The 26,654-nt window shown below is 74.5% G+C and carries 21 protein-coding genes; 11 read left to right on the top strand and 10 right to left on the bottom strand.

The features are described from left to right. The 3 genes from ACZ4U4_RS06270 to ACZ4U4_RS06260 all read right to left on the bottom strand — a co-directional run bounded on the left by ACZ4U4_RS06270 (position 1) and on the right by ACZ4U4_RS06260 (position 4,182). A complete protein-coding gene (locus tag ACZ4U4_RS06270; RefSeq protein WP_467869476.1) occupies positions 1-642 on the bottom strand; it encodes a class I SAM-dependent methyltransferase in 642 nt (213 codons plus the stop codon). Between the two features lie 172 nt (positions 643-814). Continuing rightward, positions 815-2,482: an AMP-binding protein gene (locus tag ACZ4U4_RS06265; RefSeq protein WP_467869474.1), complete on the bottom strand. Its 1,668-nt coding sequence runs from the start codon at positions 2,480-2,482 to the stop codon at positions 815-817. Continuing rightward, the gene (locus ACZ4U4_RS06260; protein WP_467869472.1) at positions 2,479-4,182 is read right to left on the bottom strand and encodes an AMP-binding protein; all 1,704 of its coding nucleotides are present in this window, start codon (positions 4,180-4,182) and stop codon (positions 2,479-2,481) included. Before ACZ4U4_RS06260 ends, ACZ4U4_RS06265 begins: the two co-directional genes overlap by 4 nt. Before the next feature lie 128 nt (positions 4,183-4,310). Between ACZ4U4_RS06260 and ACZ4U4_RS06255 the strand changes: the two genes are divergently transcribed. Both ACZ4U4_RS06255 and ACZ4U4_RS06250 read left to right on the top strand, forming a co-directional pair. After that, positions 4,311-5,144, top strand: a complete 834-nt coding sequence (locus tag ACZ4U4_RS06255; protein WP_467869794.1) for a helix-turn-helix transcriptional regulator — start codon at positions 4,311-4,313, stop codon at positions 5,142-5,144. Between the two features lie 95 nt (positions 5,145-5,239). Next, positions 5,240-5,821, top strand: coding sequence for a GNAT family N-acetyltransferase (locus ACZ4U4_RS06250; RefSeq protein ID WP_467869470.1), 582 nt, complete (start codon positions 5,240-5,242; stop codon positions 5,819-5,821). A 36-nt stretch (positions 5,822-5,857) separates the two neighbouring features. On the opposite strand, the gene ACZ4U4_RS06245 is transcribed toward ACZ4U4_RS06250, so the two are convergent. The 5 genes from ACZ4U4_RS06245 to ACZ4U4_RS06225 all read right to left on the bottom strand — a co-directional run bounded on the left by ACZ4U4_RS06245 (position 5,858) and on the right by ACZ4U4_RS06225 (position 12,536). Next, on the bottom strand, positions 5,858-7,027 hold the full coding sequence (locus ACZ4U4_RS06245; protein WP_467869468.1) for an XdhC family protein: 1,170 nt from the start codon (positions 7,025-7,027) through the stop codon (positions 5,858-5,860). 34 nt (positions 7,028-7,061) lie between these two features. Further along, the gene (locus ACZ4U4_RS06240) at positions 7,062-8,519 is read right to left on the bottom strand and encodes an NCS2 family permease (RefSeq protein ID WP_467869466.1); all 1,458 of its coding nucleotides are present in this window, start codon (positions 8,517-8,519) and stop codon (positions 7,062-7,064) included. A 164-nt stretch (positions 8,520-8,683) separates the two neighbouring features. After that, positions 8,684-11,068 (bottom strand): xanthine dehydrogenase family protein molybdopterin-binding subunit, encoded by a 2,385-nt coding sequence (locus ACZ4U4_RS06235; protein WP_467869464.1) that lies wholly within the window; start codon positions 11,066-11,068, stop codon positions 8,684-8,686. 2 nt (positions 11,069-11,070) lie between these two features. After that, on the bottom strand, positions 11,071-11,658 hold the full coding sequence (locus tag ACZ4U4_RS06230; RefSeq protein WP_467869462.1) for a (2Fe-2S)-binding protein: 588 nt from the start codon (positions 11,656-11,658) through the stop codon (positions 11,071-11,073). Continuing rightward, positions 11,649-12,536, bottom strand: coding sequence for an FAD binding domain-containing protein (locus ACZ4U4_RS06225; protein ID WP_467869460.1), 888 nt, complete (start codon positions 12,534-12,536; stop codon positions 11,649-11,651). Before ACZ4U4_RS06225 ends, ACZ4U4_RS06230 begins: the two co-directional genes overlap by 10 nt. A gap of 298 nt (positions 12,537-12,834) precedes the next feature. Between ACZ4U4_RS06225 and ACZ4U4_RS06220 the strand changes: the two genes are divergently transcribed. From ACZ4U4_RS06220 to ACZ4U4_RS06210, 3 genes are all read left to right on the top strand, one after another. Continuing rightward, a complete protein-coding gene (locus tag ACZ4U4_RS06220) occupies positions 12,835-14,487 on the top strand; it encodes a PucR family transcriptional regulator (protein ID WP_467869458.1) in 1,653 nt (550 codons plus the stop codon). 395 nt (positions 14,488-14,882) lie between these two features. After that, the gene (locus tag ACZ4U4_RS06215) at positions 14,883-15,806 is read left to right on the top strand and encodes a hypothetical protein (RefSeq protein WP_467869456.1); all 924 of its coding nucleotides are present in this window, start codon (positions 14,883-14,885) and stop codon (positions 15,804-15,806) included. 335 nt (positions 15,807-16,141) lie between these two features. Further along, entirely contained in the window at positions 16,142-17,008 is an 867-nt protein-coding gene (locus ACZ4U4_RS06210; protein ID WP_467869454.1) for a hypothetical protein, read from the top strand. A 44-nt stretch (positions 17,009-17,052) separates the two neighbouring features. On the opposite strand, the gene ACZ4U4_RS06205 is transcribed toward ACZ4U4_RS06210, so the two are convergent. Continuing rightward, complete coding sequence (locus ACZ4U4_RS06205) at positions 17,053-17,868, bottom strand: GntR family transcriptional regulator (RefSeq protein WP_467869452.1); 816 nt, start codon at positions 17,866-17,868, stop codon at positions 17,053-17,055. A gap of 127 nt (positions 17,869-17,995) precedes the next feature. Between ACZ4U4_RS06205 and ACZ4U4_RS06200 the strand changes: the two genes are divergently transcribed. After that, on the top strand, positions 17,996-18,835 hold the full coding sequence (locus ACZ4U4_RS06200) for a (2Fe-2S)-binding protein (protein WP_467869450.1): 840 nt from the start codon (positions 17,996-17,998) through the stop codon (positions 18,833-18,835). A 7-nt stretch (positions 18,836-18,842) separates the two neighbouring features. Here the strand turns inward: ACZ4U4_RS06200 and ACZ4U4_RS06195 are convergent, their stop codons facing one another. Beyond that, the gene (locus tag ACZ4U4_RS06195) at positions 18,843-19,853 is read right to left on the bottom strand and encodes a hypothetical protein (RefSeq protein ID WP_467869448.1); all 1,011 of its coding nucleotides are present in this window, start codon (positions 19,851-19,853) and stop codon (positions 18,843-18,845) included. A gap of 39 nt (positions 19,854-19,892) precedes the next feature. On the opposite strand from ACZ4U4_RS06195, the gene ACZ4U4_RS06190 reads away from it, so the two are divergent. The 5 genes from ACZ4U4_RS06190 to ACZ4U4_RS06170 all read left to right on the top strand — a co-directional run bounded on the left by ACZ4U4_RS06190 (position 19,893) and on the right by ACZ4U4_RS06170 (position 26,610). Then, the gene (locus ACZ4U4_RS06190) at positions 19,893-20,495 is read left to right on the top strand and encodes a TetR/AcrR family transcriptional regulator (protein WP_467869446.1); all 603 of its coding nucleotides are present in this window, start codon (positions 19,893-19,895) and stop codon (positions 20,493-20,495) included. Positions 20,496-20,842: 347 nt separating this feature from the next. Beyond that, complete coding sequence (locus ACZ4U4_RS06185) at positions 20,843-22,294, top strand: glycosyltransferase (protein WP_467869444.1); 1,452 nt, start codon at positions 20,843-20,845, stop codon at positions 22,292-22,294. A 55-nt stretch (positions 22,295-22,349) separates the two neighbouring features. After that, positions 22,350-23,879 (top strand): DUF6056 family protein, encoded by a 1,530-nt coding sequence (locus tag ACZ4U4_RS06180; protein ID WP_467869442.1) that lies wholly within the window; start codon positions 22,350-22,352, stop codon positions 23,877-23,879. A 98-nt stretch (positions 23,880-23,977) separates the two neighbouring features. Next, positions 23,978-25,324 (top strand): ricin-type beta-trefoil lectin domain protein, encoded by a 1,347-nt coding sequence (locus ACZ4U4_RS06175; protein ID WP_467869440.1) that lies wholly within the window; start codon positions 23,978-23,980, stop codon positions 25,322-25,324. A 182-nt stretch (positions 25,325-25,506) separates the two neighbouring features. After that, positions 25,507-26,610, top strand: coding sequence for a DUF2637 domain-containing protein (locus ACZ4U4_RS06170; protein WP_467869438.1), 1,104 nt, complete (start codon positions 25,507-25,509; stop codon positions 26,608-26,610). Positions 26,611-26,654: the final 44 nt, after the last annotated feature.

Genomic DNA, 26,654 nt, shown 5'->3' with positions numbered 1-26,654 from the left:
TCAGGCCGTACGGTGCAGCCGCCACACCAGGTCCACCCGGGTGCCCGGCTCGCCCGTGGGCGACGGTGCCGGGCGCTCCACCGCCTCCCGCGTCACCACCTGCCAGGTCTCCGGCAGCGCGAGCTGCTCCAGGACGCCGTCGAGCGTCGGGAAGACCACCTCGAAGGGGTGGTCGTGCTCGCCCTGCCAGGACGGCCAGCCGCCGTGCAGCACCAGCAGCAGCGTGCCGCCGGGGGCGACCGCCTCGGCGGCCAGCCGCAGGACACGGTCCTGGTCCAGCGCCACGGGCGACTGCAGGAACTGTGCGCTGACCAGGTCGTACGTCCCCTCCGGGAAGGTGTGGCCCAGTTCGTGGCGCTGCCAGTCGGTGCGGGCGGCGACGCCCGCCTCCGCGGCGTGGGCGGCCGCGCGCGCCAGGGCCGTCGCGGAGATGTCGACGCCGGTGACGCGCCAGCCGCGCCCGGCGAGCCAGACCGCGTCGGCGCCCTCCCCGCAGCCCAGTTCCAGGGCGGTGCCGGGCGTCAGGGCGTCGACCTCGCGGACCAGCAGCGGGTTGGGGTTGCCGCTCCAGACCCGGTCGCTGTCGCGGTAGCGGTCCTCCCAGAAGCGGGCCGGTTCGGTGGTCGGGGGCGTGGCGGACATGGCGCTCCTCGGTGCTCGGCGGTCGGGTGCGCCGGGCGGGCGCACCGGCGGCCAGGATCACGCCGTGTGCGGGGAGCGCCAAGGAAGGTTGCCGGAACGGCAAGCCCGGCCGGCGTCTGCCGGGCCGGGCGGTAGGCGGAGACCTCGCCGCCGCGCCCGCCCGGCCCGCCGTCTACGCCTCGTCCCCCTCCTCCGCCAGCCGCTCCCGCAGCTCGATCTTGCGGACCTTGCCGCTGACCGTCATCGGGAAGTCCTCGACCAGCTCCAGCCGGCTGGGGATCTTGAAGTGGGCGAGCCGGGCGCGGCAGAACTCGGTGAGTTCGTCGAGGGTGAGCGGGTCGGCGGGGTCGCGGAGGATGACGACGGCGGCGATCGCCTCGCCGTACTTCGCGTCCGGGACGCCGACCACCTGGACGTCGGAGATCTTCGGGTGGCCGTGGAGGAACTCCTCGATCTCCCGCGGATAGACGTTCTCGCCACCGCGGATGATCATGTCCTTGATGCGGCCGACGATGCGGACGTAGCCGTCGTCGTTCATCACCGCCAGATCGCCGGTGTGCATCCAGCGCTCCGCGTCGATGACCTCCGCGGTGTGCTCGGCGTCCTCCCAGTAGCCGAGCATCACGCTGTAGCCGCGGGTGCACAGTTCGCCCGTCGCGCCGCGCTCCACGGTCTCGCCGCTCGCCGGGTCGACGACCTTGACCTCGATGTGCGGCAGCACCCGGCCCGCCGTCGCCGTACGGTGCTCCAGATCGTCGTCACGGCGGGTCTGGGTGGAGACCGGGGAGGTCTCGGTCATGCCGTAGCAGATGGACACCTCCGCCATGTGCATCTCGGCGACCACCCGCTTCATGATCTCCTCCGGGCACGGCGAGCCCGCCATGATCCCGGTGCGCAGCGTCGAGAGGTCGTACCCGGCGAAGTCGGGGTGGTCCAGCTCGGCGATGAACATCGTGGGGACGCCGTAGAGCGAGGTGCACCGCTCGTCCTGGACGGCGCGGAGCGTGGCGGTCGCCTCGAAGGAGGGCGCGGGGATGACGACGCAGGCGCCGTGCGAGGTGGCCGCGAGGTTGCCCATCACCATGCCGAAGCAGTGGTAGAAGGGGACCGGCAGGCAGATCCGGTCGTGCTCGGTGTAGCCGACGGTCTCCCCCACCCAGAAGCCGTTGTTGAGGATGTTGCGGTGGGAGAGGGTGGCGCCCTTGGGGAAGCCGGTGGTGCCGGAGGTGTACTGGATGTTGACCGGGTCGCCGGCCGACACCTCGGCGGCGCGGGCCGCCAGCCGCTCCCGGGGCACCGCGGCGCCGGACGCCAGCAGCTCGCCCCAGCCCGCGTCGCCGAGGTGCACCACCTTGTGCAGCTCGGGGCAGTCACCGCGCACCTCGGCGGCCATCTTCCGGTAATCGCTGCTCTTGTGGCCGGTGGCGGCGACCAGCAGCCGGGTGCCGGACTGCCGCAGCACATAGCCGAGTTCGTGGGTGCGGTAGGCCGGGTTGACGTTGACGAGGATGGCGCCGATCCGGGCGGTGGCGTACTGGAGGAGCAGCCATTCGGGGCAGTTGGGCGACCAGATGCCGACCCGGTCGCCGTTGCCGATGCCGTGGGCGAGCAGCCCGAGCGCGACCTCGTCGACGTCGTGGTCCAGCTCCCGGTAGGTCCAGCGGCGCCCGGAGGGGACGTCGACCAGCGCCTCGCGGTCGCCGAACCGCTCGGCGGTACGGGCGAGGTCGGCGCCGATGGTGCGGTGGATCAGCGGCCGGCCGGTGTCCCCGCGGGCGTAGGCGGCTGCCGTGCCGTCCGGGGGCGGTGCGGCCGCGGTCTCCGTGGCGGGTGGGGTCATCGGTGGTTCTCCTCCCGGTATTCGGCGCCGCCGTCGCCCTGCGCGGTACGTTCGCGCAGCTCGATCCGGCGGATCTTGCCGGAGACGGTCTTGGGCAGCTCGGCGAACTCCAGCCGCCGGATGCGCTTGTACGGGGCGAGCACGTCGCGGGAGTGGGCGAACAGCGCCCTGGCGGTCTCCGGTCCCGGCTCCCACCCCTCGGCCAGCACGACGTACGCCTTGGGGACGGCGAGCCGCAGCGGATCGGGCGCCGGCACGACGGCCGCCTCGGCGACCGCCTCGTGCTCCAGGAGCGCGCTCTCCAGCTCGAACGGGGAGATCTTGTAGTCGGACGCCTTGAACACGTCGTCGGCGCGCCCGACATAGGTGAGCCGGCCGTCGGCGTCGCGCGCGCCGATGTCGCCGGTGCGGTAGTAGCCGTCCGCCATCACCTCGGCGGTGCGCTCCGGGTCACCGTGGTAGCAGGCCATCAGGCCGACCGGGGACGAGGAGAGGTTCAGCGCGATCTCGCCCTCGTCGGCCGGGGCGCCGGTGACCGGGTCGAGCAGGACGACGTCGTAGCCGGGTGTGGGGCGGCCCATCGAGCCGGGCTTGAGGAGCTGACCAGGCGTGTTGGCGACCTGGACGGCGGTCTCGGTCTGCCCGAAGCCGTCGCGGATGGTCACGCCCCAGGCGGCGCGGACCTGCTCGATGATCTCCGGGTTGAGCGGTTCGCCGGCCGCGACGATCTCCCGCGGCGGGTGCCTGAGCGCCGACAGGTCGGCCTGGATGAGCATCCGCCAGACCGTCGGAGGTGCGCAGAAGCTGGTCACCCCGGCGCGGTCCATCTCGGCCATCAACCGGCCCGCGTCGAAGCGGGTGTAGTTATGGATGAAGACGGTCGCCTCGGCATTCCACGGGGCGAAGAGATTGGACCAGGCGTGCTTGGCCCAGCCGGGTGACGAGATGTTCAGATGCACATCGCCGGGGCGCAGCCCGATCCAGTACATCGTCGCCAGATGGCCGACCGGGTACGAGGTGTGGGTGTGCTCGACGAGCTTGGGGCGGGCGGTGGTGCCGGAGGTGAAGTAGAGCATCAGCGGGTCGTCGGCCCGGGTCGGTCCGGTCGGCTCGAACGCCTCGGACGCCGCCCGCGCCTCCTCGTACGCCAGCCAGCCCTCGGGGGCGCCGCCGACCGCGATGCGGGTGTAGTCGCCGGGGACCTGCTCGAACTTGGCGGTGTCCTCGGCGCGGACGATGACGAAGCGGGCCTTGCCGCGGGCGATGCGGTCGGTGAGGTCGGCGGGGCCGAGCAGCGGTGTCGCGGGGATCACCACGGCGCGCAGCTTCATCGCGGCGAGCGCGGTCTCCCACAGTTCGGCCTGGTTGCCGAGCATCACCACGATGCGGTCGCCGGGGCGGACGCCGTGGGCCGCGAGCCAGGAGGCGGTGCGGTCCGAGCGGCGGCGCATCGCGTCGAAGCTGATGCGGTTCTCGGTCCCGTCCTCCTCGACGATGTGGAGGGCGGTGCGGTCGTTGTCGCGGGCGATGACGTCGAACCAGTCCAGCGCCCAGTTGAAGTGGGCCGGCCGGGGCCAGCGGAAATGTGTGCGGGCGCCCTCGTAGTCGTCGCGGAAGCGCACCAGGAGGTCCCGGGCGGCCCGGAACTCCTCGGTCGCGTCCGGCGAGCGGCCCTGCTGCGTCCCGTCCCTGTCCGACATGTGTCCTCCTCATTGCCCCACGCCTGGTGGACATCGTGTAATCAGTGACGCATGTCTCACCACCCCCGTACGGGGGGAAGCGGAGGTTATGGGTGTACGGCGAGCCGGGGACGGACACGTCCGCAGACCTGGGGGCGGCTCTGGCGCGGTTGCGGCGCGGCAGTGGACTGCCGGTGGCGTTCGGCGGACTGCACGGCGGGAACGGACGCTACCGGCTCAGTTCCCTGGCCGGTACGGCGACCGCCGCGCTACGCGGCCTCGACATCCACCACGGCAACGGCGTCGGCGGCAAGGCGGTGGCGCTGCGCCGCCCGTTCACGGTGACCGACTACCACTCCTCCGTGGTGATCAGCCACGAGTACGACGCGGTGGTCGCCACCGAGGGGCTGCGGTCGGTGGTGGCGGTGCCGGTGGTCGTACGGCGGCGGGTGCGCGGGGTGCTGTACGGCGCGTTGCGCACCCCGGTGCGGCTCGGTGACGGCCCGCTGTCGGCGGCGATGGACGCGGCGCGGGAGCTGGAGGAGGCGCTGCTGCTCCAGGACGAGGCGGCGCGGCTGCTGGCGGCGGCGCGGCAGCCGGCCGCCGATTCGGCGCGGTGGGAGGAGGTCCGCGAGGCCCACGGCGATCTGTGGACCCTGGCCCACCGGATCGCCGATCCGCTGCTGCGCCAGGAGATGCTGACGGCCTGCGGCCGGCTCGCCGCCGCCTCCCCGGACCGCGCGGCGCCGCCCGGCGAGGCGCCCGCGCTCCCCGCACCGCGTGAGACGCCGGCGCTGGCGCCGCGCGAGGTGGACGTCCTGGTCTGCATCGCGGCGGGCGCCGCCAACGCCGAGGCGGCGGAACGGCTGGGCCTGCGCCCGGAGACCGTCAAGAGCTATCTCCGCTCGGCCATGCGGAAGTTGGGCGCCCGCTCCCGGATGCAGGCGGTGATCGCGGCGCGGCGGGCGGGGGTGTTGCCGTAGGGCGGGGGCGCGGGTGAGCCACGAGGCACGGCCCGGCCTCCCGCCCCCGGGAAACAGCGTTGCCGCACCCGCGCCCCGGCCGTCATCATCCCCGCATGATCGATACCTCCGCGCTCGACGAGAAGCCCGTGCTGACCGGGGACCGGATCCGGCTCGTACCGCTGGACGTACGGCACGCCGCCGACTACCACGCCGCGACGCGGGACCCGGAGATCCGGCGGCTGACGGGGAGTCACCGGGACTTCGGCCTGGAGGAGATCGAGGCGTGGTGTGCCGGGGCGGTGACGCGGGCCGGGCGGCTCGATCTCGCCGTCGAGGACCGGGAGAGCGGGCGGTTCCTCGGGGACATCGCGCTGATGGACGTCGATCCGCACAACGCCCACGCCGCCCTGCGCATCCTGCTGGTCGCCGGGGCCACCGACCGCGGGCTGGGCAGCGAGGCCGTGCGGCTGCTGCTCGGCCACGCCTTCGACCGCGTCCGGCTGCACCGCGTCCAGCTGGAGGTCTGGGACTTCAACCACCGCGCCCAACGCGCCTACGAACGCTGCGGTTTCACGGTGGAGGGCCGGATGCGGCAGGCGCTGCGCTGGGACGGGGCCTGGCACGACGTCCTGGTGATGGCGGCGCTGCGGACGGAGTGGGCGGGCGACGCCGGGCGGGCGGGCGCCCCCGCCTGAGCCGCGACGCCCGCCCCCGTACCCGAGCGGTCCGCGTCAGGCGACCGAACCTATCCGCGGCGGCGGGTCCCGGTGGATGGGCGTGTGGGCACCGGTGAGCGGGACGCCGGTGCCGCCGCGGCGGTTGGCGACGATCTCGGCGGCGATGGACAGCGCGGTCTCCTCCGGGGTGCGGGCGCCGAGGTCGAGGCCGATCGGGGAGCGCAGCCGGTGCAGCTCCAGCTCCGTCAGTCCGGCCTCGCGCAGCCGTTCCAGGCGGTCGAGGTGGGTGCGGCGGGAGCCCATCGCGCCGACGTACGCCACCGGGAGCCGCAGCGCGCGCTCCAGCAGCGGGACGTCGAACTTGGCGTCGTGGGTGAGGACGCAGAGCACCGCGCGGGCGTCCAGCTCCTGGGAGTCGAGGTAGCGGTGCGGCCAGTCGATGACGATCTCGTCGGCGTCGGGGAAGCGGCCGGCGGTGGCGAAGACGGGCCGGGCGTCGCAGACCGTGACGTGGTAGCCGAGGAACTTCCCCACCCGCACCAGCGCGGCGGCGAAGTCGATCGCGCCGAAGACCAGCATCCGCGGCGCCGGCACCGCACTCTCCACCAGCAGCGTCACCGGCTCCCCGCACCGCGACCCGTCCGCGCCGATCTCGACGGTGGCGGTACGCCCCGCCTCCAGCAGCGCCCGGGTCTCGGCGGCGGCGGTGCGGTCCAGGTCGCGGTGGCCGCCGAGGGTGCCGGTGACGGTGCCGTCGGGGCGTACCAGCAGGGCGCGGCCCAGGAGGGCGGGCGGGCCCTGCACCACGCGGGTGAGGGCCGCCGCGTCCCCGCGGGCGGCGGCGGCCAGCGCCCCGGCGAGCGGGGCGGCGTCCGCCGTCCGCGCACCGTCCGGGGCGTGCGACACGTCCGCGGCGCGGACCGGGGTGACGAGTATGTCGATGGTGCCGCCGCAGGTCAGGCCCACGGCGAAGGCGTCCTCGTCGCTGAAGCCGAAGCTCTCGCGGACCGTCTCGCCGCTCGCGAGAGCTTCCTGGCACAGCTCGTAGACCGCGCCCTCCACACATCCGCCGGAGACCGAGCCGATGGCCGTGCCGTCGGCGTCCACGGCGAGTGCGGCACCGGGGTGGCGCGGTGCGCTGCCGTGGGTGGCCACGACGGTGGCCACCGCGAAGTCGCGCCGCTGCTCGACCCACCGGTGCAGGTCGTCGGCGATGTCCAGCATCTCGTTCTCCTCAGGGACGGTTGGCGGGCGGAGGTTACCTGACGCCGAGCCAGCTCTCTATCGGGTGAAGGGCGAAGTAGACGACGAAGACCAACGTCAGCGCCCACATGAAGCCCCCCACCGCACGCCAGCTGCCCTGTGCCGCCCGGATGGCGGTGTAGGAGATGACGCCGGCGCCGACGCCCGCGGTTATTTGATAAGTGAACGGCATCAGGGCGACGGTGAGGAAGACCGGGACGGAAGTCGCCCGGTCGCTCCAGTCGACATGGGCGGCCGCGCTCATCATCATCGCGCCGATGACGACGAGGGCGGCCGACGCCACCTGCGCCGGGACCAGTTGGGTGAGCGGGGTGAAGAACAGGCAGGCGGCGAAGAGGAGGCCGGTGACCACCGCCGACAGGCCCGTCCGGGCGCCCTCGCCGGCGCCGCTCGCCGATTCGATGAAGACGGTCTGACCGGAGCCGCCGGTCACTCCGCCGATGGCTCCGCCGGCCCCGTCCACGAAGAGCGCGCGGGACAGGCCCGGCATCCGTCCCTGGTCGTCGGCGAGGCGTGCCTCGGTGCCGACGCCGATGATGGTGGCCATCGCGTCGAAGAACCCGGCGAGCACCAGCGTGAAGACGATCATGCCGATGCCGAGACCGCCCAGGGACTGCCAGCCGCCGAACTCGACGTGCCCGAAGAGGCCGAAGTCGGGGGCGGCGACGGCACTGCCGTGCAGGGCGGGGGCGGTGCCCTGCCAGTCCTTGTCGGTCAGCCCGGCGATCTTGGTGACGGCGACGGAGACCACGCTGCCGGCGACGATGCCGATGAGGAGGGCTCCGGGCACCCTGCGGGCCTGGAGCATGAAGATCAGCAGCAGGGTGAGGCAGAAGAAGAGCACCGGCCAGCCGGAGAGGTTGCCGGTGAGCCCGAGGGTGAGCGGGCCGCCCTCGCCCTTGCCGACGAATCCGGCCTTGACCAGCCCGAGGAGGGCGACGAACATCCCGATGCCCATGGTGATGGCGTGCTTGAGGGGCTGCGGGAGCGCGTTCATGATCATCTCGCGGAGGCCGGTGACCACCAGCAGCATGATCACCGTGCCGTAGAGCACGCACATGCCCATCGCCTGCGGCCACGTCAGATGCGGGACGACCTGCGTGGTCAGCGCCGCCGAGACGTTGAGCCCGGCGGCCAGCGCGAGCGGCACCTTGCCGACGAACCCCATCAGCAGGGTGCACAGCGCCGCGCCCAGCGCCGTCGCGGTGACCGCCGCGGCGTGCGGCGGTGCGTGACCGGTGACGTCGGGGGTGCCGAGGATCAGCGGGTTGAGCAGCAGGATGTAACACATCGCCATGAACGTCGTGATCCCGCCACGTATTTCGCGGGCGGGCGTCGAGCCCCGGTCGGAGATGTGGAAGTACCGGTCGAGCCACGCGCGTCCGGCGGGCTGACGCGCGCCGCGGCCCGCGTCGTCCGCCGTCGTCGGTGGCCGGGTGGGCTGAGGGGTCATGGTGCCTGGCTCCCAGGGGGCGAAGGGAGCCCGCGCCGGGCGGGCTCCGGGACGGAACATCGGCTGCACGACCCGGGGGACGGCCCGAGACGGAGGGGCCGTCCGGCACTGCGCGGACGGCGGCCGGGCCGGGCGGCGGTACGGCGCACGCCCGGCCCGGTGGCTCAGTTGCCGGTGAGGTGTTCGGGCCGCACCGGTGTCCTGTTCAGTTCCAGGCCCGTCGCGTCGCGGATGGCCGCGAGGACGGCCGGGGTGGACGAGAGGGTCGGGGCCTCGCCGATGCCGCGCAGCCCGTACGGGGCGGCGTCGTCGGCGAGTTCGAGGACGTCGACCGGGATGGTCGGGGTGTCCAGGATGGTGGGGATGAGGTAGTCGGTGAAGGAGGGGTTGCGGACCTTGGCGGTCGCCGGGTCGACGAGGATCTCCTCCATCACGGCGACGCCCAGACCCTGCGTGGTGCCGCCCTGGATCTGGCCGACCACCGACAGCGGGTTGAGCGCCTTGCCGACGTCCTGCGCACAGGCCAGTTCGACGACCTTGACCAGGCCGAGGGCGGTGTCCACCTCCACGACGGCACGGTGCGCGGCGAAGGAGTACTGGACGTGGCCGCGGCCCTGGCCGGTGCGCAGGTCGAACGGTTCGGTGGGCCGGTGCCGGAACTCCAGCTCCAGATCGACGGTCTCCTCCCCCAGGACGTCCGCGAGATCCGCCAGCACCTCCCCGCCGTCGGTGGTGACCTTGCCGTCCTCCAGCAGGAGTTCGGCCGTCGCCCACGCCGGGTGGTACGCGCCGAACCGCTCCCGGCCCAGCTGGAGCACCTTCTCCCGCACCGCCTCGCAGGTGTTCTTCACCGCGCCGCCGGTCATGTACGTCTGCCGGGAGGCGGAGGTGGAACCGGCCGAGCCGACCCGGGTGTCGGCGGGGTGGATCGTCACCTGCCGGACGCCCAGCTCGGTGCGGGCGATCTGGGCATGGACGGTGACGCCGCCCTGGCCTACCTCGGCCATCGCGGTGTGCACGGTGACGACCGGTTCGCCGCCGACCACCTCCAGCCGCACCCGGGCCGTCGAGTAGTCGTCGAACCCCTCGGAGAAGCCGACGTTCTTGATGCCGACGGCGTAGCCGACGCCGCGCACCACGTCCTCGCCGTGGGTGGTGTTGGAGAGGCCGCCGGGCAGCGCCCGGATGTCGGCGCCCTCGGTGGTCTCCCACTGCTGCTCCGGCGGCAGCGGCATCGCCTTGACCCGGCGCAGCAGTTCGGCGACGGGCGCCGGGGAGTCGACGGGCTGCCCGGTCGGCATGAGCGTGCCCTGCTCCATGGCGTTGATCCGGCGGAACTCCACCGGGTCCATGCCGAGCGCCGTGGCGACCTTGTCCATCTGCGCCTCGTACGCGAAGCACGCCTGGACGGCGCCGAAGCCGCGCATCGCGCCGCAGGGCGGGTTGTTGGAGTAGAGGGCGAGCGCCTCGATCGCCACGTCGTCGACGGCGTACGGGCCGACGGCGAGGGAGGCGGCGTTGCCGACGACCGCCGGGGAGGAGGAGGCGTAGGCGCCGCCGTCGAGGACGATGCGGCACCTGATGTGGGTGAGCTTGCCGTCCTTGGTGGCGCCGTGCTCGTAGTGGAGCTTGGCGGGGTGGCGGTGGACATGGCCGAAGAAGGACTCGAAGCGGTTGTAGACGATCTTGACGGGTTTGCCGGTGCGGAGCGCCAGCAGACAGCCGTGGATCTGCATCGACAGGTCCTCGCGGCCGCCGAAGGCGCCGCCGACGCCGGAGAGCGTCATCCGGACCTTCTCCTCGGGCAGTCCGAGGACGGGGGCGATCTGCCGGAGGTCGGCGTGGAGCCACTGGGTGGCGACGTAGAGGTCGACGCCGCCGTCCTCGGCGGGCACCGCGAGCCCCGACTCCGGGCCGAGGAACGCCTGGTCCTGCATGCCGAAGACGTAGTCGCCGGTGATGATCACATCGGCGCGCCGGGCCGCGGCGTCCGCGTCGCCGCGGAGGATGGGCTGGCGGTGGACGATGTTGGGGTGCGGGACGTGCGCGGCGTGGTGGTCGGTGCGGTGTTCGTGGACGAGCGGGGCGCCGTCGGCGGTCGCGGACGCCTCGTCGGTGACGACCGGCAGCTCCGCGTACTCGACCTTGATCTTGGCGGCGGCGCGGCGGGCGGTCTCCGGGTGGTCGGCGGCGATCAGTGCGACCGGCTCGCCGTGGTGGCGCACCCGGCCGTCGGCGAGGACCGGGGTGTCCCGGACCTCCAGGCCGTAGTGCTTGACCTCGGTGGGCAGGTCGTCGTAGGTGAGGACCGCGTACACGCCGGGGGTCGCCAGCGCCTCGGAGGTGTCGAGGGAGACGATCTCGGCGTGGGCGACGGTGGAGCGCAGGGTGTGGCCCCAGAGCATGTCCTCGTGCCACAGGTCGGAGGCGTACGCGAACTCGCCGGTGACCTTGAGGGTGCCGTCGGGGCGGAGCGTGGAGGCGCCGATACCGGCCGGGGCGGTGGAGCCCTGGGTGAGGCCGGTGGGGGTGCGGGTGACTCCGGCCATGGTCAGGCCCCCTTCTCGGCGGTCGGGGCGGCGGCGCGGGTGGCCGCGAGGCGGACCGCGTCGAGGATCTTCTCGTAGCCGGTGCAGCGGCAGAGGTTGCCGGAGAGCGCCTCGCGGATGTCGGCGTCGGAGGGCTCGGTGTTGCGTTCCAGGAGTTCGTCGGCGGCGACCAGCAGGCCCGGGGTGCAGAAACCGCACTGGACGGCACCGGCGTCGATGAACGCCTGTTGGACGGGGGCGAGTTGCGCGTCGGTGCCGGGGGCGGGCCGGGCCTGCCAGCGGCGGGCGGCGTCGGGGTCGGTGCCGCAGGGTCCGGCGGCGCAGCCGCCTCCGGCGCGCTCCTCCGCGAGGTCCGCCAGCCCTTCGACGGTGACGACCTCGCGGCCCTCGGCCTGTCCGGCGGCGACCAGGCAGGAGCAGACCGGCACGCCGTCCAGACGGACCGTGCAGGAACCGCATTCGCCCTGCTCACAGGCGTTCTTGGAGCCGGGCAGGCCGAGCCGCTCGCGCAGCACGTACAGCAGGCTCTCGCCCTCCCAGACGTCGTCGGCCTGCTGGGGGCGGCCGTTGACGGTGATGTTCACGCGCACTGTGCGCTCCTCTCCTGTCCGCGGTAGGACTCCCAGGTCCAGCCGAGCGTGCGGCGGGCCATCACGCCGACCGCGTGGCGGCGGTAGGCGGCGCTGCCGCGGACGTCGTCGATGGGGTTGCAGGCGCCGGCCGCGAGCTGCCCGAACTCCCGGGCGAGGGACGGCGGGAGCGGTCCGCCCGACTCCCACAGCCCGGCCTCGTCCAGCGCCGCGGCGAGGAACTCCTCGGCGGCCCTGGCGCGTACGGGGGTGGGGGCGGCGGAGCCGATGCCGGTGCGCACGGTGCGGGTGCCGGGGTGGAGGGCGAGGCCGAAGGCGCAGACCGCGATGACCATGGCGTTGCGGGTGCCGACCTTGGAGAACTGCTGGGGTCCGGTGGCCTTGGGGATGTGGACGGCGCGGATCAGCTCGTCCGGCTCCAGGGCGTTGCGTTTGACGCCGCGGTAGAAGTCGTCGATCGGGATCATCCGGCGGCCGCGTACCGACTCGGCCTCGACCTCGGCGCCGGAGGCCAGCAGCGCGGGGTGGGCGTCGCCCGCCGGGGAGGCGGTGCCGAGGTTGCCGCCGACGCCGCCGCGGTTGCGGATCTGCGGGGAGGCCACGGTGTGCGCGGCGAGCGCCAGCCCGGGCAGCTCGGTGCGGAGATTCTCCATGATCTTCGTGTACGGGACCGACGCGCCCAGGCGTACGGTCCGCTCCCCGGTCTCCCACTCCTCCAGGTCGCCGATGCGGTTGAGGTCCAGCAGGTACGCGGGCCGGCGGTGGTCGAAGTTGATCTCGACCATCACGTCCGTGCCGCCCGCGAGGGGTACCGCCGAGGGGTGCTCGGCCTTCGCGGCGAGCGCCTCCTCCCAGGTGGCGGGGCGAAGGAAGTCCATCACGGCTCTCTTCCAGGAATAAGGGCGAAGTAGGGCAAAGTAGTGGAATCTCACAGAAGACTCTCGCTCGCCACCCACGGTGGGGTGCCACCGGTCGCGCCGCCGGCGAGCAGTTCATGTCCTGTTCATGCCGTCGATGCCAGTCAACGCGGCCCCGCGCCCCGGGGTGCAGTCACCGAAACCATGAAGCGGTTGGCTGGCCACACGGCATGTCTTGTAGATTCGAACGAAAGGCGGGGTCGGTACACCTCGCGGCATTCACGGCACCACCACACAGCACAGATCGGCGGGCGAGGTCATGCGGCTCCGCGCACTCCTGGACACGGCATCCCTGGGCCTGACCCTGCTCGGGGGCGAGGACGAGCTGGAGCGCTCGGTCCGCTCCATCATGACCACCGACCTGCGCGACCCCAGCCGCTACCTCTCCGGCGGCGAACTGGTCCTGACCGGTCTGGCCTGGCGCCGCGAGCCGGGCGACGCCGAGCGGTTCGTCCGCATCCTGGTCGCCGAGGGCGTCGCCGGGCTGGGGGCGGGCACCGCGGAGCTGGGCCCCGTCCCCGAGGACCTGGTCGAGGCGTGCGCCCGCCACCGGCTGCCGCTCTTCGCCGTCGCCGAGGCCGTCTCGTTCGCCTCCATCACCGAGTACGTCGTCCGCCAGGTCTCCGCCGAGCGCGCCGGCGACCTCGCCGCCGTCGTCGACCGGCACCGCCGCATGATGACCTCCGGCCCGGCGGGCGGCGGCCCGGACGTCGTCCTGGACCTCCTCGGCTCCGATCTCGACCTGCGTGCCTGGGTCCTCTCCCCCACCGGCCGGCAGATCGCCGGATCGACCCTGACCGACCAGGGCCCCGAGCTGCCCGAGGGCAGGGGCGCACAGCTGGCCGGCGCCCATCTGGCCGCCGCCCGCGAGGGCCGCCCCGGCCCCTGCCGCGTCACCCTCGACGACACCGCGTACGCCCTCTTCCCGGTACGCCAGGACGGCGGGGAGGGGCGCGAGACGCTGCTGTCGGAGTGGCTGCTGGCCGTCGAGGCGGACATCGCGGACTGGCCCGCCGAACGGCTCGACCTGCTCCAGGGCGTCACCCAGCTGATCGCCGTCGAACGCGAGCGGCGCGACGCCGCGCGTACGGTGCGGCGGCGGCTCGCCCAGGAGGTGCTGGAGCTGGTCCAGACGGGCGCCGCCGCCACCGAGATCGCGGCCCGGCTGCGGCTGGCCGCCCCGGTGCTGCTGCCCGGACCGGGCGGCGCACCGCACTGGCAGATCGTGGTGGCCCGCGTCGAGTGGGACGGCGACGAGGGCTCGGGCGGCCCGGCGGCACAGGCACTGCTGGAGGAGGTCCTGGTGGCCCCCGGCGCCTCCGGCCCGGAGGCGTCCGACCGGATCGCCGTGGCGCACACCGGCGACGAGGCGGTGGCGCTGGTACCGCTGCCCGCCACCGCCGACGGCGAGGGCGAGGGGCTGCACGCCACCGCACTGCTCGCCGCCGTCGAGGAGCCGCTCGGCCACGGGCTGGCCGACGACGGCCGCCTGACGATCGGCGTCAGCGCGCCCGTGCACTCCGCCGACGGACTCCGCGGCGCCCTGGAGGAGGCCCGGCACGCCCGCCGGGTCGCCGCCGCCCGCCCCGGCCGGGTCTGCACCGCCGGACACGAGGAGCTGGCCTCGCACGTCCTGCTGCTGCCGTTCGTCCCCGACGACGTACGACGCGCCTTCACCGCACGGCTGCTGGACCCGCTGCGCGACTACGACCGCCGCCACCGCGCCGAGTTGATCCCCACCCTGGAGGCGTTCCTGGACTGCGACGGGTCGTGGACCCGCTGCGCCGGACGCCTGCATCTGCACGTCAACACCCTGCGCTACCGCGTGGGCCGCATCGAGCAGCTGACGGGCCGTGACCTCTCCCGCCTGGAGGACAAGCTCGACTTCTTCCTCGCGCTGCGGATGAGCTGAGGCGGGGCGGCCCGCCGCCACCGGATCCGTGGCGCCCCGGGGCGGGGCGTACGCCGGTGCAGGCGGGTGCAGAAACCGCCGACGCCGCAGGGGGCCGGGCCGCGCGGGGACCGAGGACGCCGCGCCGGGGCCGGCCGTGTCCGCCCCGCTCCCCGGCCCGTTCGGGGTACCACGATCGGGCGACGTCAGGGCGGTGTGCGCCGGGTGCGCCGGGTGTGCGCCCGGCCCGGCGGCCCGGTGATCACCGGCCGTTGCTCCGGACCGGAGCAGTTCCCGGTGATTGTGAAAACTTTCACCCGAGCCCTTGGCCGCGCCACGGAATCCGTGCTGAGATGCGCCCACGGCTTCGGCCACGGCTTCCATTTCCAGCTCAATGGCGCGCTCGGGAGGGCAAGGTGGCGGATCCCGCTATGCCGAAATCCGCGAAACCCGAGGGATCCCCGGACGCCACCGCGTCCCCTGTGTCCCCGCGATCCACGACTTCGGCAGCGGCCCGCCGGGCCCCCGCCCCACCCCCGGCCCCCGCGGCCCGTACGCCCGGCGACGACCCGCTCGACCGCGCCGTGTGGCGGCTGCGCTCCCGCGGCTGCTGGGACGATGCCGCGGCGCTGCTGGAGCCGCACGCCGCCCGCAGCGCACCGGTCGCCCTGCACCGCGCCGCCCTCCTGGTGGAGCGCTGTATGTACACCGCCGCGGGCTGGGCGGCGGCGGAGGACGCACTGCGCACCGCCGAGGCGCTCGCCGCCGACGACGCGGAGCGCGGCGGCGCGGCCTGCGAACGCGGCCATCTCGCCTACACCGCAACGGTGTTGGGCGTCCGCGACCGCGCCGACGAGGCCCGCTCCGCACTCGGCCGGGCCGCGGCGCTCCTGGCACCCGGTGCACCCGGGCGACCGCTGCTGGACTTCCGGCGCGGGCTGATGTCCGAACATGTCGCGGACAGCCCGCAGTCCGCCCGCGCCGCCTACCGCCGGGCCCACGCCGGCGCCACCGCCGCCGGGGATGCCCTGCTGCTCTCCGCCACCTGGCGCCATCTCGCCGGACTCGCCCTGCGGGACGGCGAGCTGGCGGAGGCGCGGCACGGCTTCACCGAATCGCTGCGGATCCGGGAGGAGTTGGGCTTCCTGGTCGGTACGGCGCCCGCGCTGGTCGCCCTGGCGGACGCGGCGCCGGAGGCCGACGCCGACCACCTGCTCACCGAGGCGGCCCGCCTCTTCCGCCTCATGGGCGGCCTCCCCACCTGGCTCACCGGGCGCTTCCCCCGCGCCCTGCTGGACGAGGACGGCGGCGCGGACGGGCCGGGCGGGGAGCCCGCGTGACGGCGAGGTGACCGCGGCCCCGGGGCGGCCCCGCCGCGCCCCGGGGCCGCGCCCCTTGTGCCACCGCGGGTACCCCGTCAACCCCTTGGCGTCGGCCATGCCCCTCCGCGGCGTCATCGGCCGAAAACCTACGGCGGCGGGGCCGGAACGGCCGCCGGGGCGGGCCGCCGTACCCGCGCAGCCAGGGCATCCCGGCCGTACCCGACGGCCGTCGCGGAGGCTCCGGGCCCGGACCGGAGCGCCGAAAATGGCCGCAAGTGACGGTGTCGCCCCGGGGTCCGGGCTGGATGCTGGTCCGGTCCCCCGCTGTTCGGCAGAGCTTTCAGGAGGCATCCGTGGCAACTGAAGCGCACCGCCCCACCACCTCGTCCGACTGGGGCAAGGCTGATTTCGAGGCGATCTACAACTGCCCGGATCCACGCCGCTACTTCACGACGCTCCAGCCGCTCGACTACCAGATACCCCACCACGGCCAGGCGGTGTTCCGCGCCGCCGTGGACGCCCTGCACCGCCGCCGCACGGACCGCCCGCCGTTGCGCGTCGTCGATCTGTGCTGCTCGTACGGCATCAACGCCGCGCTCCTCAACCACCAGCTGACCCTCGCCGACCTCTACGACCGCTACACCGCCCCCGGTCCGGACGGCGCGGAGCGGGTGGCGGCCGACCGGGCGTACTTCGCCACCCGGCGGCGGGCCGATGCGGTCCACCTCACCGGGATCGACGCGGCGGACCTGGCCGTGCGCTACGGGCGCGGGGCCGGGCTGCTGGACGCGGGGTTCGCGGAGAACCTGGAGACCGCGCCGCCCACCCCCGAGCTGCGCGCCGCGCTCGCCGGCACCGATCTGATCACCGTCACCGGTGGCGTCGGCTACATCACGGCCCGCACGTTCGGGCATCTCCTCGACGCGGTGACCGCGCCGCCGTGGATCGCCGCGTTCGTGCTGCGCACCGTCTCGTACGGCCCGGTGTCCGACCTGCTGTCACGCGCCGGGCTGGTGACGGAGAAGCTGCCCGCCCGAACGTTTCGCCAGCGCCGGTTCGCGGGCGCCGGTGAGCGGCGGGCGGCCTTCGCGGCGCTGGCGGAGCACGCCCTGCCGACCGCCGGCAAGGAGGCCGACGGTTTCTACCACGCCGACTTCTATCTCTCCCGCCCCGCCGCCGATGTCGCGGCGCTCCCGCTGGAGAAGCTGGTGACGGACTGACCGCACCCGTACGGGCGGCCCGGCCGGATCACCGGCCGGGCGGCTCAGAACCGGTGGCGGGCGAGGGAGAGATGGTCGCGGGCGAGGCGTTCGGCGCGGTCCGCCTCACCGGCGGCCAGCGCGTCCACCAGCGTCAGGTGCTGCGCGGCGTCCGCCTGGAGGTCCGCCGGGCGCGGGCGGGGGCCGCCGGCCGGGCGGCGGGCCCGGCGCAGCAGGTCGTCGACGACCGCGGCGAGCCGGCGGTTGCCGGTGAGGGACATCAGGGCGTGGTGGAAGGCCCGGTCCGCCTCGGCGTACCCGGGGCGGTCCCCGCACGCCGCGGCAGCGACCCCGTCGGCGGCCAGGGCCCGCAGCCCCTCCCAGCGCTCCGGGCCGAGCACCGCGCCCGCCAGCCGGACCACCACCGGGACCTCCAGCATCGCCCGGACCTCCGCCACCTCGGCGAGGTCGCGGACGCTGTGCTCGGCGACCCGGAAGCCGCGGTTGGGCACCACCTCGACGGCGCCCTCGCCCGCGAGCTGCTGCATCGCCTCCCGCACCGGGGTCGCCGAGACGCCGTACCGCCCGGCGAGCGCGGGCGCGGAGTACACCTCCCCCTGCGTCAGCTCCCCGGCGAGCAGCGACTGCCGCAGCGCCGCGAGGATCTGCGCGCGCACGGAGTGGCGGCGCGGCCGGACGACGGGCGGCACGGTCCCGGGCCGGGGCCCGGCGGCGGCCGCCCCGGGGGCGGCGCGCTCCTCTCCGTCCGCGCCGGGAGCGGTCCGCTCCGCCGTGGGTCCGCTCCGGTCCGCGACCGGACCGGCCTGGGCGGGCACCCGGGGACGGGCCGCCGGTCCGTGGTCCGCTGTGGCCTGTTCCATGGGGGCGTCTCCTGACATCCCCCGCACTTTAGGCGCCACGGGCGAAGGTTCCCAGCTCGCGCCCCACGGGTACGCTTCCGTTAAGGTAAGCCTTACCTGCTAACGATCGCGATTCGGTGGTCTCCGCATGCCCTCTGCCCTCGCCACGTCCGCCCGCACCTCACCCCTCTCCGGCGCCTATGCACGGCTGACCGAGGTCTTCCCCGCGCTGCGGGTCACCGAGGCGGACGCGGCCCTGCCGGAGGGCGACGGCTGGGTGACCGCCGCGGCCCTGGCGGCCGGCGGCGAAGCCCTGGAAACCTTCCTCACCTGGGACGATGCGCAGATCCAGCGGGATTACGGCACCCGCGGCCGGCCCGACGTCGTGGCCTCCTTCGCCCTGCACCGCTACGCCTGGCCCGCCTGTCTGCTGATCACCGTGCCGTGGTTCCTGCACCGCCGGGTGCCGTCGCTGCCCGCCGCCGATGTCGCCTTCCGGCGGGACGAGGGCCGGATGGCGGTACGGGTCACCTCGTTCGCCTGTCTTCCCGGGGACCCGGCGGCGGAGCTGCCCGGGGCGCGGGTGGTCCCCGACGAGGAGGCGCTGCGCGCCGCGGTGCGCGAGGCGGTGGCCGGGCATCTGGGGCCGGTGCTCGACGGCTTCCGCGGCCGGATGCGGCGCGGGCCGCGCGCCCTGTGGGGCATGGTGTCCGACGAGATCGTCGAGGGGCTGTGGTACCTCGGGCATCTGCTGGGCGAGGAGCGGCGCGCCGTCGCCGAGCTGGAGCGGCTGCTGCCCGGCGGCACCGCTCCGTACGTCGGCTCCGCCGCGTTCCGCGAGCTGACCGGTCCGGACGGTGCGGCGCTGCCGACCCGGGACCGCGCCAGTTGCTGCATGTTCTACACGCTGCGCCCCGAGGACACCTGTGTCACCTGCCCCCGCACCTGCGACGCCGACCGCATCGCCCGGCTGACCGCCACCGGCTGAGCCCGGTTCAGCCCACCGGCCGGGCCCGTACGGTGCGGCGCGCCGCGACGGCCAGTAGCGCCACCACGCCCAGCAGGGCGGCGCCGCGCGAGGCGTACAGCACCGGCTGCGGGGTGTGCTCCGGGTTCACGGCGAAGGCGAGGGCGGCGTAGAGCAGCAGCGCGGCGGCGGCGACGGCCAGCCGGTGGCCGCGGCCCCACCCCGGCCGCTGCGCCCCGTACGCGAGCAGCGCCCCGAGGACCGTCAGCGCGGCGAGCGCGACGGCCACCCCGCGCCAGGCCCACTGGTCGACGAGGGTGACGAACGCGGTGAGCAGCACCAGCGCCACGACCCCCGCGCACCACGGCGGCGGGACGGTGCCGGTCGCCCGTGCGGTCCGCCGCGGCAGCGCGAAGGCGGCGCCGACGGCCGCCGCCACCGCCACCCCGACGGCGACGAGTTGCCCGGGCCGCGCGTGGAAGTCCGGCAGGACGACCAGCTGGTAGGTGAAGAAGACCGCACCGGCCAGATAGACCACGGCGAGCACCGCCGTCCCCTTCCGGCCCAGCCAGGGGCGTCCGGCGCGGCCCGGTACGCAGGACTCGATCACGGCGACGGGCGCGCCGAAGCTCCAGACCACATGGCCGACGAGGAAGGTCAGCAGCTGGGCGGCGTCGACGTCGAGTCCGGGCAGCAGGGTGGGGAGCGGGCCGTCGGCGAAGTCCCGGTGGTTGAAGAGCGATTGGTCGATCCAGCCCGCCTGGATCAGCCCCGCCGCCGTGGCGAGCAGCAGCAGCGTCGGCCAGCCGCGGCCGGTGCGCCGGGTGAGGTCGCGGATGAGCACCGCGGGCGCACCGTAGAGCGGCAGCACGAACGCCACGGCGACCAGCAGATCGACGGGGCCGGTGAGCACGCCCTGATAGCCGATCAGATATTCGGCGCAGTACGGCGACAGCAGGAGCAGGCCGGTGACCGGCGCGGCACGGCGCCACCACGGCCGCCGGACGGTCGGGGCGAGGGGAGCAGTCTCTGAGGACACCCGGGCACATTAACAGAGCAGCCACTCTATTATTCAGGGGTGCGTACCGTGAACCCCGAAGTCCATGCCCGCCGCCGCGCCGCGATCGTCGAGGCGGCGGCCGCCGAGTTCGCCGCCCATGGCGTCGACGGCACCAGCACCGCGGCGGTCTGCCGCCGGGCCGGTATCGGCTCCGGCACCCTCTTCCACTACTTCGCCACCAAACGGGAGCTGTTCCACGCGGTCTTCGCCGACGATCTGCCGCGGACGGCCCGGCGCTGCGCCGAAGCGCTGGCCGCGCCCGATGCGGATACCGGGCTCGACCTGCTCACCGGTCATCTCATCGACGAACTCACCGACCCGCTGGCGCCCGGCCTCGCCTCCGCCGCCCTCCTCCAGGCCAACCGCGACCCGGAGTTCGCCCGGCTGCTCGCCGCCCTCGACGCGCAGCTCCAGGAGGCGTTGACGACCCTGCTGGAACGCCTGGCGGAGCGCCCCGGGCGGGCCCTGCCGCTGCCCGCGCCGTCCGCCGCCCGCTGGATCCGCCACCTGATCGACGCCGCCCATCTCACCGCCGACGCCACCGAACGCGACACCACCACCGCCGAACTCCGGCTGATCCTGTCGTGGTTGACGGGACGCCGGGAGATGCCTCCGGAGTGATGGAGGTGAAGCGGCTGCAGTCAACTCCCCGCGTAGGGATAGGCGTTCCTACCGCGTAAAGCGTTCGCCCCGTCTTTTCCCGTCCTCGCCGGGAAAAGACGGGGATTGGGCCGATCGGGTCAGTCCGGAACCCGGTGGCGTGTGGCGAATGCGTGGCGCGCGTTCTGTGATGAGATGCGGCCGTGGGGTGTGAAGGGGAGCCGGGCCGCCCGTGCCGTGCAGAGGAATGCCGGGGCCATCACCCGAATTCCGGAACGGCGTACCGGGCTCCGGCACCCGCCCGTTCCGCCGCGGCACACGGCCCGATCCGGTACGGAAATCATCCGTTCCGATGCGAGGAGAGCAAGGTGACCACTCTTCAGATCTCGGTTGTGGTGCCGTGCTTCAACGAGGCCGACGTCATCGAGAAATTCCATTCGGCGCTCGTCGCCACCCTCGGCGGCACCGGGGAGCCCTTCGAGATCTGCTACGTCGACGACGGGAGCGCCGACGGCACCGGAGCGCTGCTGCGCGCCCTCGCCGCGGCCGATCCCCGCGTGCGCTACACCTTCTTCAGCCGCAACTTCGGCAAGGAGGCCGCCATGCTCGCGGGGCTGCGCATGTCCCGCGGCCGGGCGGTGGTGCTGATGGACGCCGACCTCCAGCACCCGCCGGAGCTGATCCCGCGGATGGTCGCCCTCCAGCGGCACGGCTACGACCAGGTCGTCCCGCGGCGGGACCGCGCCGGTGACGGCCTGGCGCGCACCGCGCTCAGCCGCACCTACTACGCGCTGGTGCGCCGCTTCATGGACGTGGAACTCGTGGACGGCGCCGGGGATTTCCGGCTGCTGTCGCGGCGCGCGGTGGACAGCGTGCTGTCGCTGCCGGAGAACAACCGGTTCTCGAAAGGCATCTTCTCCTGGATCGGATTCGAGACGGTCACCTTCCGGTACCGCAATGCCGAACGCGCCGCCGGCTGTTCGAAATGGGGCAGCAGAAGACTGCTGAATTACGGTATCGACGGCCTTCTCTCGTTCAACAACCGCCCGCTGCGCCTCGCCATCTACGGCGGACTCTGGGTCTTCCTCTCGGCGCTCGCCTACGCCCTGTGGGTCGTCGCCAATGTCGCGCTGAACGGTGCGAACGTACCGGGCTATGCGACGCTGCTGACCGCCATCGTGGCGCTGAGCGGAATTCAGCTCGTCACGCTCGGCGTCATCGGCGAATACGTGGGCCGCATTTACCACGAGGCGAAACGCCGGCCGCCGTATGTCGTCCGGGAGACCGACGCCGCTCCGGCGGCCGATCCGGCGCCCGTGACCGTACCGGCGACGGCGGCGATCGGGCCGGAGCCCGCACCGCGCCCGGCGTTGCAGCTGCCGCGGCTCCCGCGGCAGTTCGCGGTGTTCGTCCTGATCGGCTTCGCCAACACCGCCGTCTACCTCGCCGTCTACGCCGCGCTCAACCGCACCATCCCCTACCTCGCCGCGCACGTCCTGGGCTACGCGGTCAGCACGGTCGGGTCGTTCCTGCTCAACGCGCGGTTCACCTGCCACACCCGGCCCACCTGGCGGGGGCTTGCGCGCTATCCGCTGTCGAGCGTCTTCAACCTGGTGGCGTCCGGTGCGCTGCTCTACGTCGCGGTCAGCCGGTTCGGGATGGACCGGAACCTCGCCGCGCTCGCCGCCGGGGTCCTCGTCACCCCCGTCACCTTCCTGCTCGCCCGGTGGGCCATCACCTCCGGCGGCGCGGCGTCCGCCCCTCCGCGCCGGACGGCCGCGCCGCTCGGGCGTCCGGCCGACCGGCCCGAAGCGGGCTGACCACCTCACGGACCGGCCGCCCGCGCGGGCGGCGACGTCGAAAGGCAGTACCGCCATGGCCGACCGCGCCACCGGCACCACCGTCCCCCGCGAACCGGGCCCGGCGCCGCAGCCGGTGCGGGCGCCCGGCGCACCGGAGCCCGCCGCCCGGCCCGGTGGCCGCTGGGTGGCGCTGCTCACCCTGGCGCCGCTGACGCTCCTCGCCGTCGCGTCGTGGTCGGGCCGCCGGGTGCGGCCGAGCGGCGACGAGTGGTGCTTCCTGCCGGTGGTCCGCGACGGCGGCATCTCCGCGCTGGTCGACACCTTCTACACCAAGGACAACGGGCGCGTCGTCAACGCCCTGCTGGTCGGCGCGTACGCGAAGTTCGACGTGGCGGGCCACCAGTGGTTCCCGCTGCTCAGCGGCGTCCTGATGCTGGGAATCCTGTGGGTCGTGATGGCGGCGGCGCTGCGCCGGGCCGCCGTCACGGCGCCCGCCGGGACCGCACCGCTCGTCGCCGCCGTCACCCTCGCGCTCTTCCTCTTCGCCTCCCGGAACACGTACAAGACGTTCTTCTGGCCCGCCGCGTCGGTGTCACACACCCTGCCGCCGGTGCTGGCCTGCGCGGCGGCGCTGCCGCTGCTGCGGGCCCGGACGCGCACCGGGCGGCGGGCGGCCCTGGGCACCGTGCTCGTCGCGGGCGCCCTGATGGCGACGTTGTCGGAGGAGACCACCGTCGTCGCCGTCCTGGTGCTGGCCGCCGCCTGGCTGCTGGCCGGGCGGATCGCCGGGGAGCGGATGCGGCCGTTCCTGCGGCGCTGGTGTGCGGCGGGCCTGGCGGGGTGCCTGATCGGCGGGGTGCTGCTCTACACCTCCCCGGGGCTGCGGATCCGCCGCGAGCGGCACGACGCGGCCACCTCGCAGCTGTTCGCCCCCGATTCGCTGCTCGGCTCCCTGGAGGGCTTCGGCCGCATCCTCGGCATGCTGCTGACGAACTGGCCCTATCTCGCCGCCGTCGCCGTCGGTGTGCTGCTCGCCCTGCTCACCCGGCGCACCGGCGACGGCCCGCCCCGCCCGCCGCGCGGCGCCGCCGCGTTGGCCACCGCCGGTGTCGTGGTCTTCCTGCTCTCCGGCTATCTGTGCACGCTGCTGGCGTATCCGGTCTTCGGCGGCCATGTGACGTCCTCGACCCGTATCTGGAACGACTTCGTCTTCCTCTACCTGGTGCTGCTGGTCGGCGCGGGCGTGCTGCTGGGCCGCGCGGTACGGCGGCGGGTGCGGCGGACCGGCCCGCCGGCGCTGGCCGCCGCGGCGGTGTGTGCGGTGGTCTGCGCCGCGCTCCTGGCCGGCCTGGTGCACCTCGACACCGCGATGCGGGCCCGGGCGCAGGCGTGGGAGCGGCAGGACCGCTCGCTGCGCGCCGCGGCGGCCACCGGGGCGCGGACGGTGGCGTACACCCCGCTCGTCATCGCCCGGATGACGGAGCCGTTCGATGCGCACGGCACTCCGCGCTGGTCGGCGCCGTGCGTCGCGCGCTACTACCACGTCGACCACCTCACCCGCGGGACCCGGCAGCCCTGGCCCCCGGTGCGGCCGGCCGGGTGAACGCCGCGGCGCGCCGGTTTCCGTCCGCGGCCGTGGCGGGACGCTCAGTGCGCGGCCCGCCCCGCGGCGACGGCCGCCCAGGTACACCGGGAGGGCGCATGGGTGACGGACCCCGCACGGCCGGGCGGCGCCCGCGCCCCGGCCCGCTCACGGTGACGGCGCTCCTGCTGCTTCTCGCCCTGACGCTGGCCGCCCTGCTGACGCCCACCGGCCCCGCCGCCACCGGCGATGCGGCGCAGGCCCGGGGCGGCGACCGGGCCGCGCCCTGCCGGCGGACGCTGGTGGGCGTCGCCCACGAGGACGACGACCTGCTCTTCGTCACCCCGCAGCTCCAGCAGCTGCTGTCCGCCCGGTGCCCGGTGCACACCGTCTATCTGACCACCGGCGACGCGGGCCACGCGGCGCCGCTCAGCGGCTACGTCCTCGACCGCGAGCACGGCGTCCGCGCCGCCTACGCGCAGCTGGCCGGTGCCCCGAACGTCTGGCGGCGCGACGACCTCCCGGTGCGGGCGGCGCACCTCCCGTCGTTCACGCTGGCCGGACGGCCCGAGGTCCGGCTGACGTTCTTCGGCCTGCCGGACGGCTTCCCGTACGGCGAGGGCAGCGCCGCGCACCACCGGCAGAGCCTGCTGAAGCTCTTCCGCGGCGAACAGCGCGTCCTGCACTCGACCGACGGCACCCGCGCCTACACCGACAGCTCCCTCGTCGACGCCCTGGCCGTGCTGGCCTCGACGGGGGACACGGACAGTTTCCGGACGCTGGACTTCGACGCCACGCGCTTCGGCGCCCCCGCCGACCCGCTCGCCGACCACAGCGACCACGCCGTCGCCGCCCGCTACTTCCGGCGGGCCGCCTTCGCCGTCCAAGGCCGCCCCGACGTCCGCGGGTACCTCGGCTACCCGCTGAGCACCCTGCCCCCCAACCTGACGCCGGAGCAGGCGGTCCGGAAGACGGACGGGTTCGACGCCTATCTGCGCGGCGTCACCTGCGTCCCGCTCCGCTGCCCCCAGCCGCATCCGACGGGTCTGTACCGGGGGTGGCTGCTGCGGGAGTACCCGCGGACGCACCGGGCGCCGCGGGGCGGCGAGATCATGTCGGGCATCGGCGGCACGGACCGGCGCGGCGCCGTGGAACGCTGCCTGGACGCGGGCGCCGCCCCGGCCGCCCGCACCCGGCCGTGCGACGGCTCCCCGGCCCAGTCGTGGACGTTCGGCCCCGGCGGGCGGCTGCGGCCGGCGACCGGAGGGCTCTGTCTGACGGCCGCCGCCGCACCGGGCCTCGCGCCGTGCGACGGGCCTTCGGGCCAGAGGTGGTGGACCGACGGCCGGGGCCGGATCGGCTCCGGCGACCGCTGCCTCTCCCAGGACGACATGGTCCGGCCCGCGCCCGCCCTGCGCCTGGCCCCCTGCACGCCGTACCGCCCGGAACTCCTCTGGCGTCGCTGACTCCACCGCGTCGATATCGAACGCAACCTGGCACGCCGCCACGTACGTTCGACGGACACGCCGACAGGGGCGGGGCTCCTTGCACCCCTTGGCGTTCACTTGTCCCGAATCCCGGGGCGCGGGCGGCGACTTCCGTCAAGGTGGCGCGCGAAAACGCGTACCACTACCCGAAGGATCCCCGAATGAGAATGACCGACACGGCACTGGACTGGCTGGTTCCGGGGGTGCTGCTGCTCGCCGGGGTGCTGACCGCCGGGGGTGTGCTGCTGTTCAGCAGGCGGGCGGCGAAGCGACCGTCGGCCGGCGAGGACTCCTGGGAGCGCAGCGAGGAGCGCCGCCGCCGCAAGGAGACCGTGTACGCCATGGCCTCCTACCTGCTGCTGTTCTGCTGCGCGGCGGTGGCCGCGGCGCTGTCCTTCCACGGTCTGGTCGGCTTCGGCAAGCAGAACCTCAACCTCTCCGGCGGCTGGGAGTACCTCGTCCCGTTCGGCCTCGACGGCGCGGCGATGTTCTGCTCCGTGCTCGCCGTGCGCGAGGCCAGCCACGGTGACGCGGCGCTCGGCTCGCGGATGCTGGTGTGGACGTTCGCCGGGGCCGCCGCCTGGTTCAACTGGGTGCACGCGCCGCGGGGCCTGGACCACGCGGGCGCACCGCAGTTCTTCGCCGGGATGTCGCTGTCGGCGGCCGTCCTCTTCGACCGGGCGCTGAAGCAGACCCGCCGCGCGGCCCTGCGCGAGCAGGGTCTGGTGCCCCGGCCGCTGCCGCAGATCCGGGTGGTGCGGTGGCTGCGGGCACCGCGGGAGACGTTCGCCGCCTGGTCGCTGATGCTGCTGGAGGGCGTGCGCTCGCTGGACGAGGCGGTGGAGGAGGTCCGCGAGGACCGCCGGGAGAAGAACCTGCGCCGGATCCGCCGCCGCGACCAGGGGCGGATCGACCGGGCCCGGATCCGGGCGCTCAACCGGCAGCACCGGAGCTGGGGCCTGCGCCGGGCGGCGCGGCAGCTGCCGGTGGAGCCGTCCGGGAGCCCGGCCGGTGCACCGCCGGAGCCCACCGCGGCCGGTGCGCCGCAGCCCGTCGGCGCGGCGGCGCAGTCGCCCGCGGGCGACCTGCCCTCGCAGCCCCGCCCGGCGCTGAAGGCCGTCAGCGGCGCCGAGGCCGATGCCGCCCGGGCCGCCGGGGCGCCTTCGCAGACCGTCGATCTGACGGCGGAGGACGACACCCAGACGCTGCCGCGGCTGGACTCCCTGGAGGAGAAACTCGCCGAGATCGAGCGGCAGTTCGGCTGACGGACCCGGCGGACCGCGCCGGGGCGCCCGCCCCGTGGGCGCGT

The organism is Streptomyces sp. NPDC029159 (genome assembly GCF_055564055.1).
Note: the sequence above shows the minus strand (reverse complement) of the source record. Positions and strands in the feature narration are given on the sequence as shown.

Excerpts from the sequence above, each read along its gene's own strand:
- ACZ4U4_RS06270 (WP_467869476.1), bottom strand. The coding sequence starts at position 642 with ATGTCCGCCACGCCCCCGACCACCGAACCGGCCCGCTTCTGGGAGGAC.
- ACZ4U4_RS06265 (WP_467869474.1), bottom strand. The coding sequence starts at position 2,482 with ATGACCCCACCCGCCACGGAGACCGCGGCCGCACCGCCCCCGGACGGC.
- ACZ4U4_RS06260 (WP_467869472.1), bottom strand. The coding sequence starts at position 4,182 with ATGTCGGACAGGGACGGGACGCAGCAGGGCCGCTCGCCGGACGCGACC.
- ACZ4U4_RS06250 (WP_467869470.1), top strand. The coding sequence starts at position 5,240 with ATGATCGATACCTCCGCGCTCGACGAGAAGCCCGTGCTGACCGGGGAC.
- ACZ4U4_RS06245 (WP_467869468.1), bottom strand. The coding sequence starts at position 7,027 with ATGCTGGACATCGCCGACGACCTGCACCGGTGGGTCGAGCAGCGGCGC.
- ACZ4U4_RS06240 (WP_467869466.1), bottom strand. The coding sequence starts at position 8,519 with ATGACCCCTCAGCCCACCCGGCCACCGACGACGGCGGACGACGCGGGC.
- ACZ4U4_RS06235 (WP_467869464.1), bottom strand. The coding sequence starts at position 11,068 with ATGGCCGGAGTCACCCGCACCCCCACCGGCCTCACCCAGGGCTCCACC.
- ACZ4U4_RS06225 (WP_467869460.1), bottom strand. The coding sequence starts at position 12,536 with ATGGACTTCCTTCGCCCCGCCACCTGGGAGGAGGCGCTCGCCGCGAAG.
- ACZ4U4_RS06220 (WP_467869458.1), top strand. The coding sequence starts at position 12,835 with ATGCGGCTCCGCGCACTCCTGGACACGGCATCCCTGGGCCTGACCCTG.
- ACZ4U4_RS06205 (WP_467869452.1), bottom strand. The coding sequence starts at position 17,868 with ATGGAACAGGCCACAGCGGACCACGGACCGGCGGCCCGTCCCCGGGTG.
- ACZ4U4_RS06200 (WP_467869450.1), top strand. The coding sequence starts at position 17,996 with ATGCCCTCTGCCCTCGCCACGTCCGCCCGCACCTCACCCCTCTCCGGC.
- ACZ4U4_RS06180 (WP_467869442.1), top strand. The coding sequence starts at position 22,350 with ATGGCCGACCGCGCCACCGGCACCACCGTCCCCCGCGAACCGGGCCCG.
- ACZ4U4_RS06175 (WP_467869440.1), top strand. The coding sequence starts at position 23,978 with ATGGGTGACGGACCCCGCACGGCCGGGCGGCGCCCGCGCCCCGGCCCG.
- ACZ4U4_RS06170 (WP_467869438.1), top strand. The coding sequence starts at position 25,507 with ATGAGAATGACCGACACGGCACTGGACTGGCTGGTTCCGGGGGTGCTG.